The 14,389-nt window shown below is 70.2% G+C and carries 13 protein-coding genes; 7 read left to right on the top strand and 6 right to left on the bottom strand.

Annotated features, from left to right (window positions below):
• Window positions 1-50 precede the first annotated feature (50 nt).
• Entirely contained in the window at window positions 51-626 is a 576-nt protein-coding gene (locus ACZ7PG_RS44220) for a DoxX family protein (protein ID WP_470245187.1), read from the top strand.
• A 466-nt stretch (window positions 627-1,092) separates the two neighbouring features.
• Here the strand turns inward: ACZ7PG_RS44220 and ilvD are convergent, their stop codons facing one another.
• The gene (gene ilvD / locus ACZ7PG_RS44215) at window positions 1,093-2,937 is read right to left on the bottom strand and encodes a dihydroxy-acid dehydratase (protein WP_470245186.1); all 1,845 of its coding nucleotides are present in this window, start codon (window positions 2,935-2,937) and stop codon (window positions 1,093-1,095) included.
• A 94-nt stretch (window positions 2,938-3,031) separates the two neighbouring features.
• Window positions 3,032-3,481, bottom strand: coding sequence for a PH domain-containing protein (locus ACZ7PG_RS44210; protein WP_470245185.1), 450 nt, complete (start codon window positions 3,479-3,481; stop codon window positions 3,032-3,034).
• 346 nt (window positions 3,482-3,827) lie between these two features.
• On the opposite strand from ACZ7PG_RS44210, the gene ACZ7PG_RS44205 reads away from it, so the two are divergent.
• The 4 genes from ACZ7PG_RS44205 to ACZ7PG_RS44190 all read left to right on the top strand — a co-directional run bounded on the left by ACZ7PG_RS44205 (window position 3,828) and on the right by ACZ7PG_RS44190 (window position 7,624).
• The gene (locus ACZ7PG_RS44205) at window positions 3,828-5,720 is read left to right on the top strand and encodes an acetolactate synthase large subunit (RefSeq protein ID WP_470245184.1); all 1,893 of its coding nucleotides are present in this window, start codon (window positions 3,828-3,830) and stop codon (window positions 5,718-5,720) included.
• Window position 5,721: 1 nt separating this feature from the next.
• On the top strand, window positions 5,722-6,228 hold the full coding sequence (gene ilvN / locus ACZ7PG_RS44200) for an acetolactate synthase small subunit (RefSeq protein ID WP_003080760.1): 507 nt from the start codon (window positions 5,722-5,724) through the stop codon (window positions 6,226-6,228).
• A gap of 35 nt (window positions 6,229-6,263) precedes the next feature.
• On the top strand, window positions 6,264-7,277 hold the full coding sequence (gene ilvC / locus ACZ7PG_RS44195) for a ketol-acid reductoisomerase (protein ID WP_323331932.1): 1,014 nt from the start codon (window positions 6,264-6,266) through the stop codon (window positions 7,275-7,277).
• Window positions 7,278-7,357: 80 nt separating this feature from the next.
• Window positions 7,358-7,624, top strand: a complete 267-nt coding sequence (locus tag ACZ7PG_RS44190; protein ID WP_470245183.1) for a DUF397 domain-containing protein — start codon at window positions 7,358-7,360, stop codon at window positions 7,622-7,624.
• Here ACZ7PG_RS44190 and ACZ7PG_RS44185 read toward each other — a convergent pair.
• The 4 genes from ACZ7PG_RS44185 to ACZ7PG_RS44170 form a co-directional block, all read right to left on the bottom strand.
• Window positions 7,621-8,484: a nuclear transport factor 2 family protein gene (locus tag ACZ7PG_RS44185; protein ID WP_470245182.1), complete on the bottom strand. Its 864-nt coding sequence runs from the start codon at window positions 8,482-8,484 to the stop codon at window positions 7,621-7,623. The genes ACZ7PG_RS44190 and ACZ7PG_RS44185 overlap by 4 nt on opposite strands.
• 69 nt (window positions 8,485-8,553) lie before the next feature.
• Window positions 8,554-9,882 carry an ankyrin repeat domain-containing protein gene (locus ACZ7PG_RS44180; RefSeq protein ID WP_470245181.1) on the bottom strand — a complete coding sequence of 443 codons (1,329 nt, stop codon included), beginning with the start codon at window positions 9,880-9,882 and terminating at the stop codon, window positions 8,554-8,556.
• A gap of 262 nt (window positions 9,883-10,144) precedes the next feature.
• Window positions 10,145-10,975 carry a TIGR03620 family F420-dependent LLM class oxidoreductase gene (locus tag ACZ7PG_RS44175; protein WP_470245180.1) on the bottom strand — a complete coding sequence of 277 codons (831 nt, stop codon included), beginning with the start codon at window positions 10,973-10,975 and terminating at the stop codon, window positions 10,145-10,147.
• Window positions 10,972-11,871, bottom strand: coding sequence for a TIGR03620 family F420-dependent LLM class oxidoreductase (locus ACZ7PG_RS44170; protein WP_470245179.1), 900 nt, complete (start codon window positions 11,869-11,871; stop codon window positions 10,972-10,974). Before ACZ7PG_RS44170 ends, ACZ7PG_RS44175 begins: the two co-directional genes overlap by 4 nt.
• An 87-nt stretch (window positions 11,872-11,958) precedes the next feature.
• On the opposite strand from ACZ7PG_RS44170, the gene ACZ7PG_RS44165 reads away from it, so the two are divergent.
• Window positions 11,959-12,522, top strand: coding sequence for a TetR/AcrR family transcriptional regulator (locus ACZ7PG_RS44165; protein WP_470245178.1), 564 nt, complete (start codon window positions 11,959-11,961; stop codon window positions 12,520-12,522).
• Window positions 12,523-12,647: 125 nt separating this feature from the next.
• Complete coding sequence (serA, locus tag ACZ7PG_RS44160) at window positions 12,648-14,246, top strand: phosphoglycerate dehydrogenase (protein WP_470245177.1); 1,599 nt, start codon at window positions 12,648-12,650, stop codon at window positions 14,244-14,246.
• Window positions 14,247-14,389: the final 143 nt, after the last annotated feature.

The raw sequence follows: 14,389 nt of genomic DNA, 5'->3' as shown, positions 1-14,389 counted from the left end.
ACGCGGCGCGGTCTCTCGCCAGGTCAGCCCGCATCCCCTACTCTTCGCGCGTGAGCAGTGGAGACGACTTTTCGCAGCAGCCCACCAGCCTCCTTTCGGACGTCCAGGACGACGGGCCCGACGACACCCCTCGCCAGGGCGGGCTGGGCCTCGGCCTGCTGATCCTGCGGGTGGCGCTCGGCGCGACCATGGGCGCGCACGGCCTGCAGCACCTGTTCGGCCTGTTCGGCGGGCCGGGCATCGGCGGGTTCGCGCGGGCGCTGGAGACGTTCGGGTACCACAAGCAGACGACGCTGCTGTCGTGGATCACCGGCATCACCGAGCTGGGCGGCGGGGTGCTGGTGATCGTCGGGCTGTTCACGCCGCTGGCCGCGGCGGGTCTGCTGGGGGTAGCGGCGAACGCCGTTTACGCGAAGTTCCACGGCGGGTTCTTCGAGGGACAGGGGCAGGGGTTCGAGTTCGAACTGCTGGTGGCGGCTTCGGCGCTGAGCCTGCTGTTCACCGGGTCCGGGCCGATTTCGCTGGAGCGGAACACACCTTGGCGGAAGCGGCCGTTGCCGTTGGCGCTGGTGTCGTTGTTGCTGGCGGCCGCTGCTGCTGTGGTGGTCATTGTTTTGACGCGGTAGTGGTTGTGGTGGCGAGGGCTGTGGACAACCTCGCTTCGCGGGGCGGGGCTGTGGACAACTCGGCTTCGCGGGGTCGGAAGTGTCGGTGCTCGCCGGTAACGTTGAAACCGGGGGTCCCCCTCGCGGCCTGAGGGGGTTCGGGCGCCGCGAAGGCCGCCCCGGAAGTGGGACGGCCTTCGCGGCTAGTGCCGAGACTTACTGCCCGGCTCGTGTCGAGACTTGCTGCCGCGGCTTGGCCGGAACACGCTGCCTCGATTCGAGCCGAGACTTGCTGCCCCGGCTCAAGCCGGAACTCACGGTCCCGAATCAAGGCGGGGCTTGCTGCCCCAGCCCGAGCCGGAACCCGCTGCCCGGCTTGAGCCGGAACTCACGTTTCCGGCCCGAAGCGGGATTTGCTGCCCGACTCAAGCCGGAACCGACGGTCCCGGCTTGAGCCGGACCCCATTGTTCCGGCTCGAAGCGGGACCTACTTGTTCACGTCGCGGACCGCGCCCGTGTCGGCGGACGTCGCCATCCGGGCGTACGCGCGCAAGGCCGCCGTCACCGGGCGCTGGCGGTCCTTCGGCTGCCAAGGCCGCTCGGATGCCTCCATCTTCGAACGGCGCTCGGCCAGCACCTCCGGGTCCACCAGCAGCTCCAAGCGGCGCTCATGGATGTCCAACAGGATCCGGTCGCCGTTCTCCACCAGGGCGATCAGACCGCCTGCCGCCGCCTCCGGGGAGATGTGGCCCACCGAAATGCCCGATGATCCGCCCGAAAACCGGCCGTCCGTGATCAGGGCGCACTTCTTGCCCAAGCCCGACCCCTTGAGGAAGGCCGTCGGGTGCAGCATCTCCTGCATGCCCGGGCCGCCCGCCGGGCCCTCGTAGCGGATCACCAGGACCTCGCCCGGCTGGATCTCCTTCTTGAGGATCGCCGACACCGCCTCCTCCTGGCTCTCCAGCACCCGCGCCGGGCCCTCGAAGTGCCACAGGTCCTCGTCGATGCCCGCGGCCTTGATCACCGCTCCGTTCTCGGCGAGGTTGCCGCGCAGGATGGCCAGGCCGCCGTCCTTCGTGTACGCGTGCTCGACGTCGCGGATGCAACCCCCGGCCGCGTCGGTGTCCAGTGACGACCACCGATTGGAAGTCGAGAACGCCTGGGTCGTGCGGACTCCGCCCGGTGCCGCGTGGAAGAGCTCCAGAGCAACCGCGGAAGGCGATGACGCCCGGATGTCCCACGAACCGAGCCACGACTCGATGTCCGGGGAGTGCACCGACCGGACGTCGGTGTTCAGCAGGCCGCCGCGGTACAGCTCGCCGAGGATCGCCGGGATTCCGCCCGCCCGGTGGACGTCCTCCATGTGGTAGTCCGAGTTCGGCGCCACCTTCGACAGGCACGGCACGCGGCGGCCGATCGCGTCGATGTCGGCGATCGTGAAGTCGACCTCGCCCTCCTGGGCGGCGGCGAGGATGTGCAGCACGGTGTTCGTCGAGCCGCCCATCGCCATGTCGAGGGCCATCGCGTTCTCGAACGCCTCGCGCGTGGCGATCGAGCGCGGCAGCGCGGACTCGTCGTCCTGCTCGTACCAGCGCTTGCACAGCTCGACGACCGTGCGCCCGGCCTCCTCGAACAGCGCGCGGCGCGCGGCGTGCGTCGCCAGCGTGGAACCGTTGCCCGGCAGGGAGAGACCCAGCGCCTCGGTGAGGCAGTTCATCGAGTTCGCGGTGAACATGCCGGAGCACGAGCCGCAGGTCGGGCAGGCCGAGCGTTCGACGATGTCGAGCCCGTCGTCGTCGACCTCGGGGCTGGCCGACGCGGCGATCGCCGTGATCAGGTCGGTCGGCGCCTGCGCGACCCCGCCGACGACAACGGCCTTGCCGGCCTCCATCGGGCCGCCGGAGACGAACACGACCGGGAGGTTGAGCCGCATCGCGGCGTTGAGCATGCCCGGTGTGATCTTGTCGCAGTTGGAGATGCACACGAGCGCGTCGGCCTGGTGCGCGTTGACCATGTACTCGACCGAGTCGGCGATGATCTCGCGCGAGGGCAGCGAGTAGAGCATGCCGGAGTGGCCCATGGCGATGCCGTCGTCGACGGCGATGGTGTGGAACTCGCGCGCGACGCCGCCGGCTTCCTTCACCGCGCCGGCGACGATCTCGCCGAGGTCCTTGAGGTGCACGTGGCCGGGCACGAACTGCGTGTAGGAGTTGGCGATCGCCACGATCGGCTTGCCGAAGTCGCTGTCGGTCATGCCGGTGGCGCGCCAGAGCGAGCGCGCGCCCGCCGCGTTGCGGCCGTGGGTGGTGGTCCGGGAACGGAGAGGCGGCACGGCGAACTCCCAGGTCGGAATGGTGGGCCAGGCGGAGGGCGGGGACGCTCCGGCGAAACTGGTCCTACCAATTTAGCCCACGGGTTCCCGAGGGCTACTCGCTGGGCGACGTCTCGGGCTTGGCCGGCTTGACGTCCTTGGCATCCAGCAAGCCGCTCGGGTCGGCGACGAGACCTTCGCTGACCAGCGAAAGCACCGGCAGGTGCCGGGTCCGCACGGTCGGCAGCGGCACCTTCGTGTCGTCCTCGAGCACCGCCTGCACGCGCGACTTCTTGGTGATCGCCAGTCCCTTGAGCGCCGACCACGGGACGTCGCGGTGGCCGAACATCGTGCGCGTCGCCAGCCCCGTGCGGGTCGCGATCGTGCGGGTCCGGACCACGAACACCGCGAGCGCGATCGGGAAGATGTAGAGCCACTGCAGGTACGGGATCTCGCCGAGCGCGATCGGCGTCACGCAGAGCGTCAGGAGCGCGATCGCCATGAACGACGTGCGGGGGATCCGGAAGACGGCCTTCCGGCCTTCGTCCTGCTCTTTTTCGGCCACCCCGAAATGGTGCACCGCGGCGCGGACCAGCCCGGAACCGGGTCGGGCGCGAGTGACATGCGCCGCGCCGGTGTCCACGATGCGGACACGTCATCCCGCAGAGTTGACACCTGAGAGACCTTCGGACTAGCGTCAGCGTCGTGACACCGCTGACCGGCCTCGTACTTCCCAAGCGCGTCGACGCTTAGGGAAGACTTTCCGCTGCGTCGACGCGCGAACCCTCGTGCGACCTTACGGTCGGCGAGGGTTTTTTGTTGCCCACGGGAAGAGATTCCCCGCCCCACCGCACCAAGCGAGCCCAAAAAAGACCCGAACGAGTGACACCGAGACCCACGAGGCAGAACCGATGACCAGTGCCACGTCGCGCAGCGACGCGAAACCCGGGCCGACGCCCGGAACGCCCGGAGCACGTCCGAAGCCGGCGCCACCGGCGGGAACCCCGGTGCGCGTCACCGGCGCGCAGTCCCTCGTGCGCTCCCTCGAGGCGGTCGGCGCCGAGGTGGTCTTCGGCATTCCGGGCGGCACCATCCTGCCCGCCTACGACCCGCTGCTGGACTCGACGAAGGTCCGCCACATCCTGGTCCGCCACGAGCAGGGCGCGGGGCACGCGGCCACCGGCTACGCGCAGGCCACCGGCAAGGTCGGCGTCTGCATGGCGACTTCGGGCCCGGGCGCGACCAACCTCGTCACCCCGCTGGCCGACGCGAACATGGACTCCGTCCCGGTCGTGGCCATCACCGGGCAGCAGTCCCGGGCGCTGATCGGCACCGACGCGTTCCAGGAAGCCGACATCTGCGGCATCACCATGCCGATCACCAAGCACAACTTCCTCGTGACCGACCCGGCGGAGATCCCGCGGACGATCGCCGAGGCGTTCCACCTGGCGTCCACGGGCCGGCCGGGCCCGGTCCTGGTGGACATCCCCAAGGACGTGCTGCAGGAGATGACCTCGTTCTCCTGGCCGACCGAGCTGCGGCTGCCGGGCTACCGCCCCACGCTGCGCCCGCACGGCAAGCAGGTCCGCGAAGCCGCGAAGCTCATCGCGAAGTCGCGTCGCCCGGTGCTCTACGTCGGTGGCGGCGTGATCAAGGCGGAGGCGCACGAGCAGCTGAAGCAGCTCGCCGAGCTGACCGGCATCCCCGTCGTCACCACGCTGATGGCGCGCGGCGCGTTCCCCGACTCGCACCCGCAGCACCTCGGCATGCCGGGCATGCACGGCACGGTCGCCGCCGTCGCCGCGATGCAGCGCGCCGACCTGCTGGTCGCGCTCGGCGCCCGGTTCGACGACCGCGTCACCGGCCAGCTGTCGTCGTTCGCGCCGGACGCCGCGATCGTGCACGCCGACATCGACCCGGCCGAGATCTCCAAGAACCGCAAGGCGGACGTCCCGATCGTGGGCGACTGCAAGGAGATCATCGGTGAGCTGATCACGGCCGTGCAGACCGAGTTCGAGCACGGCGGCAAGCCCGACCTCACCGACTGGTGGACCCAGGCCAACGGCTGGCGCGACGACTACCCGGCCGGCTACGAGTGGCCGGACGACGGTTCGCTGTCGCCGCAGTACGTCATCGAGCGGATCGGGCAGCTCGTCGGCCCGGACGCGGTGTACGCCGCCGGTGTCGGCCAGCACCAGATGTGGGCCGCGCAGTTCGTCAAGTACGAGAACCCGCGCACCTGGATCAACTCCGGCGGCCTCGGCACCATGGGCTACGCGGTGCCCGCGGCGATGGGCGCGCAGTTCGGCGTCCCCGGCACCCCGGTGTGGGCGATCGACGGCGACGGCTGCTTCCAGATGACCAACCAGGAGCTGGCCACCTGCGCCATCGAGGGCGCGCCGATCAAGGTCGCCGTCATCAACAACGGCAACCTGGGCATGGTCCGGCAGTGGCAGAACCTCTTCTACTCGGAGCGGTACTCCAACACCGACCTCGGCACGCACAAGCACCGCATCCCGGACTTCGTGCTGCTGGCCGAGGCACTGGGGTGCGCGGGCCTGCGCTGCGAGACGAAGGAAGACGTCGACGCCACCATCCGCCGCGCGATGGAGATCAACGACCGTCCCGTCGTGATCGACTTCGTCGTCGGGAAGGATGCCCAGGTGTGGCCGATGGTCGCGGCCGGCACCGGCAACGACGAGATCATGGCGGTCCGGGGCATCCGGCCGCTGTTCGACGACGACGAGGTTTCGGTGGAGACGACCGAGGCCGCCGCGGAAGCCGCCCTGGAAGGTGAGCGCTGAGATGAGCGTCCACACGCTGAGTGTGCTGGTCGAAAACAAGCCGGGTGTGCTCGCGCGCGTCTCGGGCCTGTTCTCCCGCCGCGGTTTCAACATCGAGTCCCTCGCCGTCGGGCCCACGGAAAACCCCGAGGTGTCCCGCATGACGATCGTGGTCGCCGTGGAAGAGCTACCGCTCGAACAGGTGACGAAGCAGCTCAACAAGCTGGTCAACGTGATCAAGATCGTCGAGCTGGAGCAGTCGACCGCCGTGCAGCGTGAACTGTTGCTGGTCAAGGTCCGCGCCGACAACACCGTGCGCAGCCAGGTCCTCGAAACCGTCCAGCTCTTCCGCGCCAAGGTGGTGGACGTCTCTCCCGAGGCGCTCACCGTCGAGGCCACCGGGACGTCCGACAAGATCGGTGCGCTGCTGCGGATGCTGGAGCCCTATGGCATCCGCGAGCTGGTGCAGTCCGGCATGGTCGCGGTGGGCCGAGGCGCCCGTTCGATCACCGCCACCTCCCCGCGCTAGAAGCAAGTCAGTCAGGAAAGGAAGCAGTAACCCCCATGGCAGTGGAAATCTTCTACGACGACGACGCCGACCTCTCGATCATCCAGGGGCGCAAGGTCGCCGTGATCGGCTACGGCAGCCAGGGCCACGCCCACTCGCTGAGCCTGCGCGACTCCGGCGTCGACGTCCGCATCGGCCTGCCCGAGGGGTCCAAGTCGCGGGCGAAGGCCGAGGAGCAGGGCCTGCGCGTGCTCACCCCGGCCGAGGCGTCGGCCGAAGCCGACCTGATCATGATCCTGGCTCCGGACACGAAGCAGCGCTTCATCTACGAGCAGGACATCGCGCCGAACCTCAAGGACGGCGACGCGATCTTCTTCGGGCACGGCTTCAACATCCGCTACGACCTGATCAAGCCGCCGGCCAACGTCGACGTCGCGATGGTCGCCCCGAAGGGCCCGGGTCACCTCGTGCGCCGCCAGTTCGTCGACGGCAAGGGCGTCCCGGCGCTCATCGCCGTCGAGCAGGACGCCACCGGCAACGCGCAGGCGCTCGCCCTTTCCTACGCGGCCGCCATCGGTGGCGCCCGCGCCGGCGTCATCAAGACGACGTTCACCGAGGAGACCGAGACCGACCTCTTCGGCGAGCAGGCCGTGCTCTGCGGTGGCGCGTCGGCGCTGGTGCAGACCGGTTTCGAGGTGCTCACCGAGGCCGGCTACGCCCCGGAGATCGCCTACTTCGAGGTGCTGCACGAGCTGAAGCTGATCGTCGACCTCATGTACGAGGGCGGCATCGCGCGCCAGCGCTACTCGATCTCCGACACCGCCGAGTACGGCGACCTGACCCGCGGCCCGCGCGTCATCTCGCCGGCGGTCAAGGAAGAGATGAAGAAGATCCTCGGCGAGATCCAGGACGGCACGTTCGCGCGTGAGTGGGTCGCCGAGGACGAGGCCGGCCGGCCGAACTTCACCAAGCTCGAGGAGCAGGGCAACCAGCACCCGATCGAGGCGACCGGCAAGAAGCTGCGCGACCTGATGTCGTGGGTGGACCGGCCGATCACCGAGACCGCCTGATCTTTTTCGGTTGGACGCTGAAGGGACGCCCGCTCGGGGCGTCCCCTTCAGTGCTTCCGGCGCTTGGTTACGCTATTCGCATGAGCGATGACAAGGCGCACATCCGGCACGAGCTGGACCTGTCGAAGGCGGAATGGGTCCGGGCCGAGCCGGCGGGCGTCACGCTCGACGAGGTCGTCGAATACGCGCACATCCCGCACACCGACGGCGTCACCTACACCGCGATGCGGAAGTCGACCGACCCCGGCGGCGTGGTCCTCGTCTTCACCCCGTCCGAGTGGGACGCGTTCCTCAAGGGCGTCCGCGACGGCGAGTTCGACCTGCCCGAAGACCTCGCGCAGGCCTAGAGCTTCGCCGCCAGCTCGGGGATCTTCCCGAGCTCGCCCGCGATGGCGAGGTGGTCGCCGTAGTCGCGGGATTCGACGACCAGGCCGTCGCGCACGCGCATCGAGAAGATGTTGGCGATCCGCACCGGCTTGCCGCCGTACTCGCCCTGGTAGGCGAACTCGCCGATCAGGACTTCCGGGTCGGTGCCCTGGTAGGTGACCAGGTCCGTCACCGAGAAGCCGGGGTTCAACGCCTTGCCCGCTGCGAAGTGCTCTCGCAGCTCGTCGCGCGTGCGGACCACGCTCGAGCCCGGCAGGAACGGGTGCGTCACGTGGGTTTCCTCGGCGTACAGCTCCGGCAGCTCGTCCCAGCGCCCGCCGGCGACGCCGTGCACGAGCCGCTCGAACACCGTGCCCGAGGTCTCCGGCGTGACCGGTGAAAGGACCCGCGGCGGCGCTTGCTCGTAGGCCTTGGCCAGCAGGTCGACGCCGTCGTGGAGCGCGGCGAGCCGCAGGAAGTCGTGGTAGTCGCGGGAATGGACGATCAGGCCGTCGCGCACGCGCAGCACCTGGATGTTGGCGGCCGTGGTCGTCCGGCCGGTTTCGACCGACTCGGCGTCATAGTCGTATTCGGCGACGATCACCTCGGGATCCGTCGTCTCGTGGACGACCACGTTCTTGGGCTTGAGCCGGACCGCCGTCGCGAGCGGGCCGGCGAACCGCTCGTGCACGGCCGCGCGGCCGGTGAGCCGCGTCGGCCGCGGCACGGCTTGGGGGTGTTCGACGACGGTGTCTTCGGCGTAGAGCGCGGAAAGCTCGCCGAACCGTCCGTCGCCGATGCCGTCGGACAGGGCGGCGAACACGTCGCGGGGTGTGGTCATGAATCCTCCCAGTGGCAAAACGGAGTCTGTAGTCCGCCTCCGACGATACGGACTACAGACTCCGGTTGTCTACAGGGAGCGGATGAGATCCCGGGCGGCCGGCTGCTCGCACACGTCGGCCCACGTCTCCGGGGTGCTGGTGAAGATCCCGTCCCGGGCGCCGAGGTCGGCGCCGTGCCCGACGAGGACGCGGATCGCGTCCAGGTGCCCGGACTGCGCGGCGAGGTGCAGCGCCGTGACGCCTTCGCCGTGGTTCGGGCCGCCGAAGGTGCCCTTCCGGTTCACGTCCGCGCCGAGGTCGAGCAGCGTCCGGATCGCGGCGATCCGGCCGGTGGCCGCCGCCCAGGCGAGGGCGGTGCCGCGGTAGACGTCCGCGTCGACGTCGGCGCCCCGCTCGACGAGCGTGCGGAGTGCGCCGACGCGGTCGTTGCGGGCGGCCCAGGCCAGTGCTTCGTTCTTGGCCTCGGTGAGATCGTCCGCCGGGTGCCAGGCCGGGAAACCGCTGTGCGGGCGGTAAAAGCCGCGGTGCGCGCCGGCCGCGGGGTGACCCGGTCGCAGGAGCTCGTCGAGGAGGTCCGGGTCGCCGAGCCCGGCCGCGACGCGCAGGTTGCCGGGCGCCCGGCTGTGGGGCGCCAGCTTCTCCGCGGCCTCGCGGTGACCCCAGAACAACGCGACGACCAGGGGAGTGCCGCCGTCACCGCGGGCGGAGACGTCGACCGGGGCGCCCGCGTCGAGCAGCATGTCGAGCAGGAGCGGGAGGTTGCTGTAGGTGGCCTGGTGCAGCGGCGTCCAGCCGTGGACGTTGCCGCGGGCCGGGTCGGCGCCGTGGTCGAGCAGGATCTTGCTGAGCCGCTCGTCGCAGGTGGCGCCGGCCATGCCGAGCAGGTCGTTGCCGTTGGTGCCGCGGGCGGTGACCAGGCCGGGGAACTCGTCGAGGAGCGTTTTGAGGGCTTCGGGATCCCGTGCTTCGACCGCGCGGTACGCCCGGGCAAACGGCTCCCCACTGTCCACAAGGGACTTGACGTGGTCGCGGAGGGTGCGCCAGGAAACGAAACCGTGTTCGCGGGCGACGACCACGAGTGCGCCGTCCCGGGTGAGCGGTTGTTCCCAGCGCTCGAAGGGCTTTCGCGCGCCGGGCGTCTCGTCCTCGGCCGAGGCGAGCAGGCCGAGCGCGCGTTCGGCGTAGTAGTGGACGTCCTGGTGGTACGGGTGCTGCAGGTTTTCGCCGTGCTGGGTGACGCGCCGGACGTACGCCTGGAGTTTCGGCCAGCTCGGGAAGCCGTGGTCGCGGGCGATCCGGAACTGCGCTTCGGAGAGTTTGACGCCTTCGGCGCGTGCGAGGTCCTTCGCGCGTTTGCGGAGCTGGTCCAGGCTGGGTTTGGCGGGCAACGTGCCCATGGTGCCTCCTTCCCTCGACGCCCGTGGTCCGCCGGCACCGGGCAGGAAAGAAGGTGCGGAGCTGGTGGTGCGGTGCTGCGGGGGTGGGCTCGGCCCTTTCCGCGGACGGGACGCGGCCCTCACCGCGTCCCGCCACCCTACTCCGGCGTGATCGAAGGGGCATCGCGCGTGATTGCGCGGGCATCACGCGTGACTGAAGGGGCATCACGCGTGATTGCGCGGGCATCGGACGTGATGCCTCTCCAGTCACAGGTGATGCCCGTCAGGACACGAGTGATGCCCCTCGGAGCACGTCCGCCAGGCGGCGGTAGGAGTCCGGGGTCCGGGCCAGGACCTGGACGCAGACGTGGTCGGCGCCCGCGTCGAGGTGGGCCTGGATGCGGTTCGCCGCCGCATGCTCGCCGGTTGCGACGATCGCGTCGACCAGGCGGTTGCTGCCGCCGTCGGCCAGGTCCTCCTCCGTGAAGCCGAGGCGGCGCAGGTTCTCCCGGTGGTGCCGTGCCTGCCGGACGTACGGGTCGACGTGCTCCCGCGCGGCCGACGGGGAAGCGTCCAGGAGAACCGCCTGCTCCACCGCCAGGTACTTGCCCGGCCCGAGCCGCTCCCGGGCCATCGCGGTGTGCTCCGGCGGGACGAAGTACGGGTGGGCGCCGTCGGCGCGTTCGGCCGCCAGGTCCAGCAGCTTCGGGCCCAGTGCCGCGAGCACCCGGCGCGGCCGCGGTGCCGGCTGGGGGAGTCCCGGCAGCTCGGCCGAGTCCATCCCGTCGAGGTATTCGCGCAACGCCGTCAGCGGCCGCGCGCCCGGCCGGTGCCCGCCCAGACCGGCGATGAAGCGGCCCGGGTAGGCCTCGCCCAACGCGCGGACGGCGCCTTCCGCCGCGAGCGGGGAACGCTGGTCGAAGCGCGCGACGCCGGTGGCGATCGTCAGCTTCGACGTCACCGCGAGGAGCAACGCCGCCTGCGTGAACGCCTCCCGCCCGGCGTATTCGCCGAACCAGATCGCGTCGAAACCCAGCTCCTCGATCTCCGCGGCCGTCTCGCGCACCGCGGAAATCGGGTCGCCGTCGAAGAACCGCCAGATCCCGACGCTCATCGGACGACCTCCGGGGCCAGCTCCAGCAACAGGTCCACAGTGGACTCGAAGGTCGCCGCGGACGGGGTCAGCAGCACGTGGTCCGCGCCCGCGTCGAGGAGCTCGTCCAGGCGCTTCGCGATGGTCGAAGCATCACCCCACAGGACGAGGTCGTCGACGAACCGGTCGCTGGGGCCCGCGATGTCGGCATCGGTGTAACCGAGCCGTTTCCAGCCCGCGAGGTAGACCGTGACGGAGTGTTCGCGCGACTGCGCCACCCGCCGCCGCACGCTCTCCCTGGCGTCCTCGCGACCGCCGAGCAGCACGGTCTGCTGCGGGATCAGCAGCTTGTCCGGCCCCAGGATGCCGCGGGCGTACGGCGTGTGCGACACGGGCTGGGCGAACGGGTGCGCGCCGTCGGCGAGATCGCGCGACAGCTCCAGCATCCGCGGTCCGACGGCGGCCAGCACGCGCGGAAACGCCACCGGAGAAGGGGTCTCCGTCGCCGCCGCGTCCATTTCGGACAGATACGCGCGCATCCGGTCGATCGGCCGGTACTCCTCGCCGAGCTTCGTGGCCTGGAACGCGTGCCCGATGCCGATGCCGAGCACGAACCGTCCCGGGTGGGCCTGGGCGAGGGTGGCGCCGCCCTTTTCGGTGGTCACCCCGCGCCGCAGCCAGGTGTTCGCGATACCGGTGCCGAGCACGACGTCCGGTACCGAGGCGAGCAGGTCGCCGAAGTGGGCGAACACCTCGCGGGTGCCGGGTCCTTCGCCGCTCCACACCGAGCGGTAGCCGGCTTCGGCGAGCCGGCGGGTGGCCGTGCGCTCGACGTCCGGGGGTGGTTGCAGGGGCGCGCTCGGCAGCCAGGCGCCGATGGCGCCGAGCCGGGCACGCGTGTCTTCGACCAGGGTCATCCTCGTTCCCTCCAGTAATGTGAGGCTGCCTCCGGTTAATATACGGAGGTAGCCTCCGATTGGCTACCCGGTAGGGTCGGAAGGGCGATGACCGAAGTCAAGCCGATGCGCGCGGACGCCCGCCGCAACTACGAGCGCCTCCTCGAAGAGGCCCAGCGCGCCTTCGCCGAGCACGGCGTCGAGGCGTCGCTGGAAGACATCGCGCGCCGCGCCGGCGTCGGCATCGGCACGCTCTACCGGCACTTCCCGACCCGGGAGGCCCTGCTCGAGACGCTGCTGCGCGCCCGGTTCGACGCGCAGGCCGACCGGGCGCGCGAACTGCTCACCCACCCTGAGCCGCTGGCCGCGCTGCAGACCTGGCTGACCGGGCTCGGCGTCGCCACCGGCACGTTCCGCGGCCTGGTGGAGCTCACCGCCGACGCCCTCAGCGACGAATCGTCCCGTTTGTACGCGTCGTGTCACGCGATGCGGGAGGCGGGTTCCCATCTGGTGGAACGCGCGAAAAAAGAAGGCGCACTACGCAAGGACGTCACCACGCACGAGCTTCTTCTCTTGCTGCACGCGGCATCCTGGGCGGGCGGGCACCTGCCCGGCCCGGAGGGCATGCAGCGCCTCCTGGCACTTGTTTTCGAGGGATTACGAGTGAGTTAACACCGTGGGAAGCCAGGGGGCGGCCCAGCGGGTTAAACTCCGCCTCGACCGGGGCACAACGACGTGCTGAGTCCGTCTGTCGACACAAAGCGTCCTGGAAATGACCAGATAGTGGGAGCCGCATCGTGAGCAAGCCCAGCAAACCCGTCGTCCTCATCGCGGAGAAGCTCGCCCCCTCCGTGCTGAGTGTTTTCGGTGACGAGGTCGAGGTCCGGCACGTCGACGGGACGGACCGCTCCGCGCTGCTCGAGGCGGTGAAGAGCGCCGACGCGCTGCTGGTGCGCTCCGCCACGAAGGTCGACGCCGAAGTCTTCGCCGCCACGACGCAGCTGAAGGTCGTCGCCCGCGCCGGCGTCGGCCTGGACAACGTCGAGGTGCCCGCCGCCACCGAGCGCGGCGTCCTGGTCGTCAACGCGCCGACGTCGAACATCGTCTCCGCCGCCGAGCACGCCGTCGCGCTGCTGCTTTCGGTCGCGCGCCGCGTCCCGGCCGCCAGCCAGAGCCTGCGCGCCGGCGAGTGGAAGCGCAGCTCGTTCTCCGGTGTGGAACTGCAGGGCAAGACCATCGGCGTGGTCGGCCTCGGCAAGATCGGCCAGCTGTTCGCCCAGCGCCTCGCCGCGTTCGACACGCACATCATCGCCTACGACCCCTACGTCTCGGCCGCGCGCGCGGGCCAGCTCGGCATCGAGCTCGTCACCCTCGACGAGCTGCTGTCGCGCGCCGACGCCATCTCCATCCACCTGCCGAAGACCCCGGAGACCAAGGGCCTCATCGACGCCGAGGCGCTGAAGAAGACCAAGCCGGGCGTCATCATCGTGAACGCCGCCCGCGGCGGGCTCATCGTCGAAGAGGACCTGGCCGACGCGCTGCGCTCGGGTCACGTCGGCGGTGCCGGCATCGACGTCTTCGTCACCGAGCCGACCACGGCCAGCCCGCTGTTCGAGCTGCCGAACGTCGTCGTGACGCCGCACCTGGGCGCGTCGACGGCCGAGGCGCAGGACCGCGCGGGCACCGACGTCGCGAAGTCCACGCTGCTGGCGCTGCGCGGCGACTTCGTGCCGGACGCGGTGAACGTCTCCGGCGGCGGCGCGGTGGGCGAGCACGTCCGCCCGTACCTGTCGCTGACGCAGAAGCTCGGCCAGCTGCTCACCGCCCTGAACCCGACGGCGCCGGCGTCGGTGACCGTTCAGGTCAAGGGCGAGATCTCCAGTGAGGACACCGGGGTGCTGCAGCTGGCGGCGCTGCGCGGGGTGTTCACCGGCGTGGTCGAGGACCAGGTCACGTTCGTCAACGCGCCGCAGCTGGCGGAGAAGCTGGGCGTGCAGGTCGAGCTGGAGACCGAGTCGGAGAGCCCGAAGTTCCGCAGCCTGGTCACGGTGCGCGCGGTGCACGCCGACGGCGCGGTGCTGACCGTGTCCGGTTCGGTCACCGGCAAGGACGAGGTCGAGAAGCTGGTCGAGGTCAACGGCCGCGGGTTCGACCTGCGCGCCGAGGGCACGGTCCTGCTGGTCGAGTACGGCGACCGCCCGGGCGTGATGGGCCGCGTCGGGACGCTGCTCGGCGAGGCCGGCATCAACATCGAGGCCGCGCAGATCAGCCAGACGACCGACGGCTCCGACGCGGTGATGCTGCTGCGCGTCGACCGCCACATCGACGCCCACCTGCTGGAGCCGATCGGCGCTTCGGTCGGTGCGCACACGATCCGCGCCGTCGACTTCAACTGACGCGAAACACCCGCAAAGGCCCCCTCGTCGTTCGCGGCGAGGGGGCCTTTGCGCGCAATCACATCTGGATAACGGAGTCCTTTGCCTACGTAAGTAGGTGTTTTGGGGCATTAGGTTCTCTCCGCGAGGTCGAACCACGCGCC

The sequence above is a fragment of the Amycolatopsis sp. NPDC114504 genome (assembly GCF_055633595.1).
The sequence above is the reverse complement of the archived record's forward strand: the minus strand, read 5'-3'. Positions and strand labels throughout refer to the sequence as shown.

Coding starts and splice junctions, on each gene's coding strand:
- ACZ7PG_RS44205 (WP_470245184.1), top strand. CDS start 3,828: ATGACCAGTGCCACGTCGCGCAGCGACGCGAAACCCGGGCCGACGCCC.
- ilvN (WP_003080760.1), top strand. CDS start 5,722: ATGAGCGTCCACACGCTGAGTGTGCTGGTCGAAAACAAGCCGGGTGTG.
- ilvC (WP_323331932.1), top strand. CDS start 6,264: ATGGCAGTGGAAATCTTCTACGACGACGACGCCGACCTCTCGATCATC.
- ACZ7PG_RS44190 (WP_470245183.1), top strand. CDS start 7,358: ATGAGCGATGACAAGGCGCACATCCGGCACGAGCTGGACCTGTCGAAG.
- ACZ7PG_RS44185 (WP_470245182.1), bottom strand. CDS start 8,484: ATGACCACACCCCGCGACGTGTTCGCCGCCCTGTCCGACGGCATCGGC.
- ACZ7PG_RS44180 (WP_470245181.1), bottom strand. CDS start 9,882: ATGGGCACGTTGCCCGCCAAACCCAGCCTGGACCAGCTCCGCAAACGC.
- ACZ7PG_RS44175 (WP_470245180.1), bottom strand. CDS start 10,975: ATGAGCGTCGGGATCTGGCGGTTCTTCGACGGCGACCCGATTTCCGCG.
- ACZ7PG_RS44170 (WP_470245179.1), bottom strand. CDS start 11,871: ATGACCCTGGTCGAAGACACGCGTGCCCGGCTCGGCGCCATCGGCGCC.
- ACZ7PG_RS44165 (WP_470245178.1), top strand. CDS start 11,959: ATGACCGAAGTCAAGCCGATGCGCGCGGACGCCCGCCGCAACTACGAG.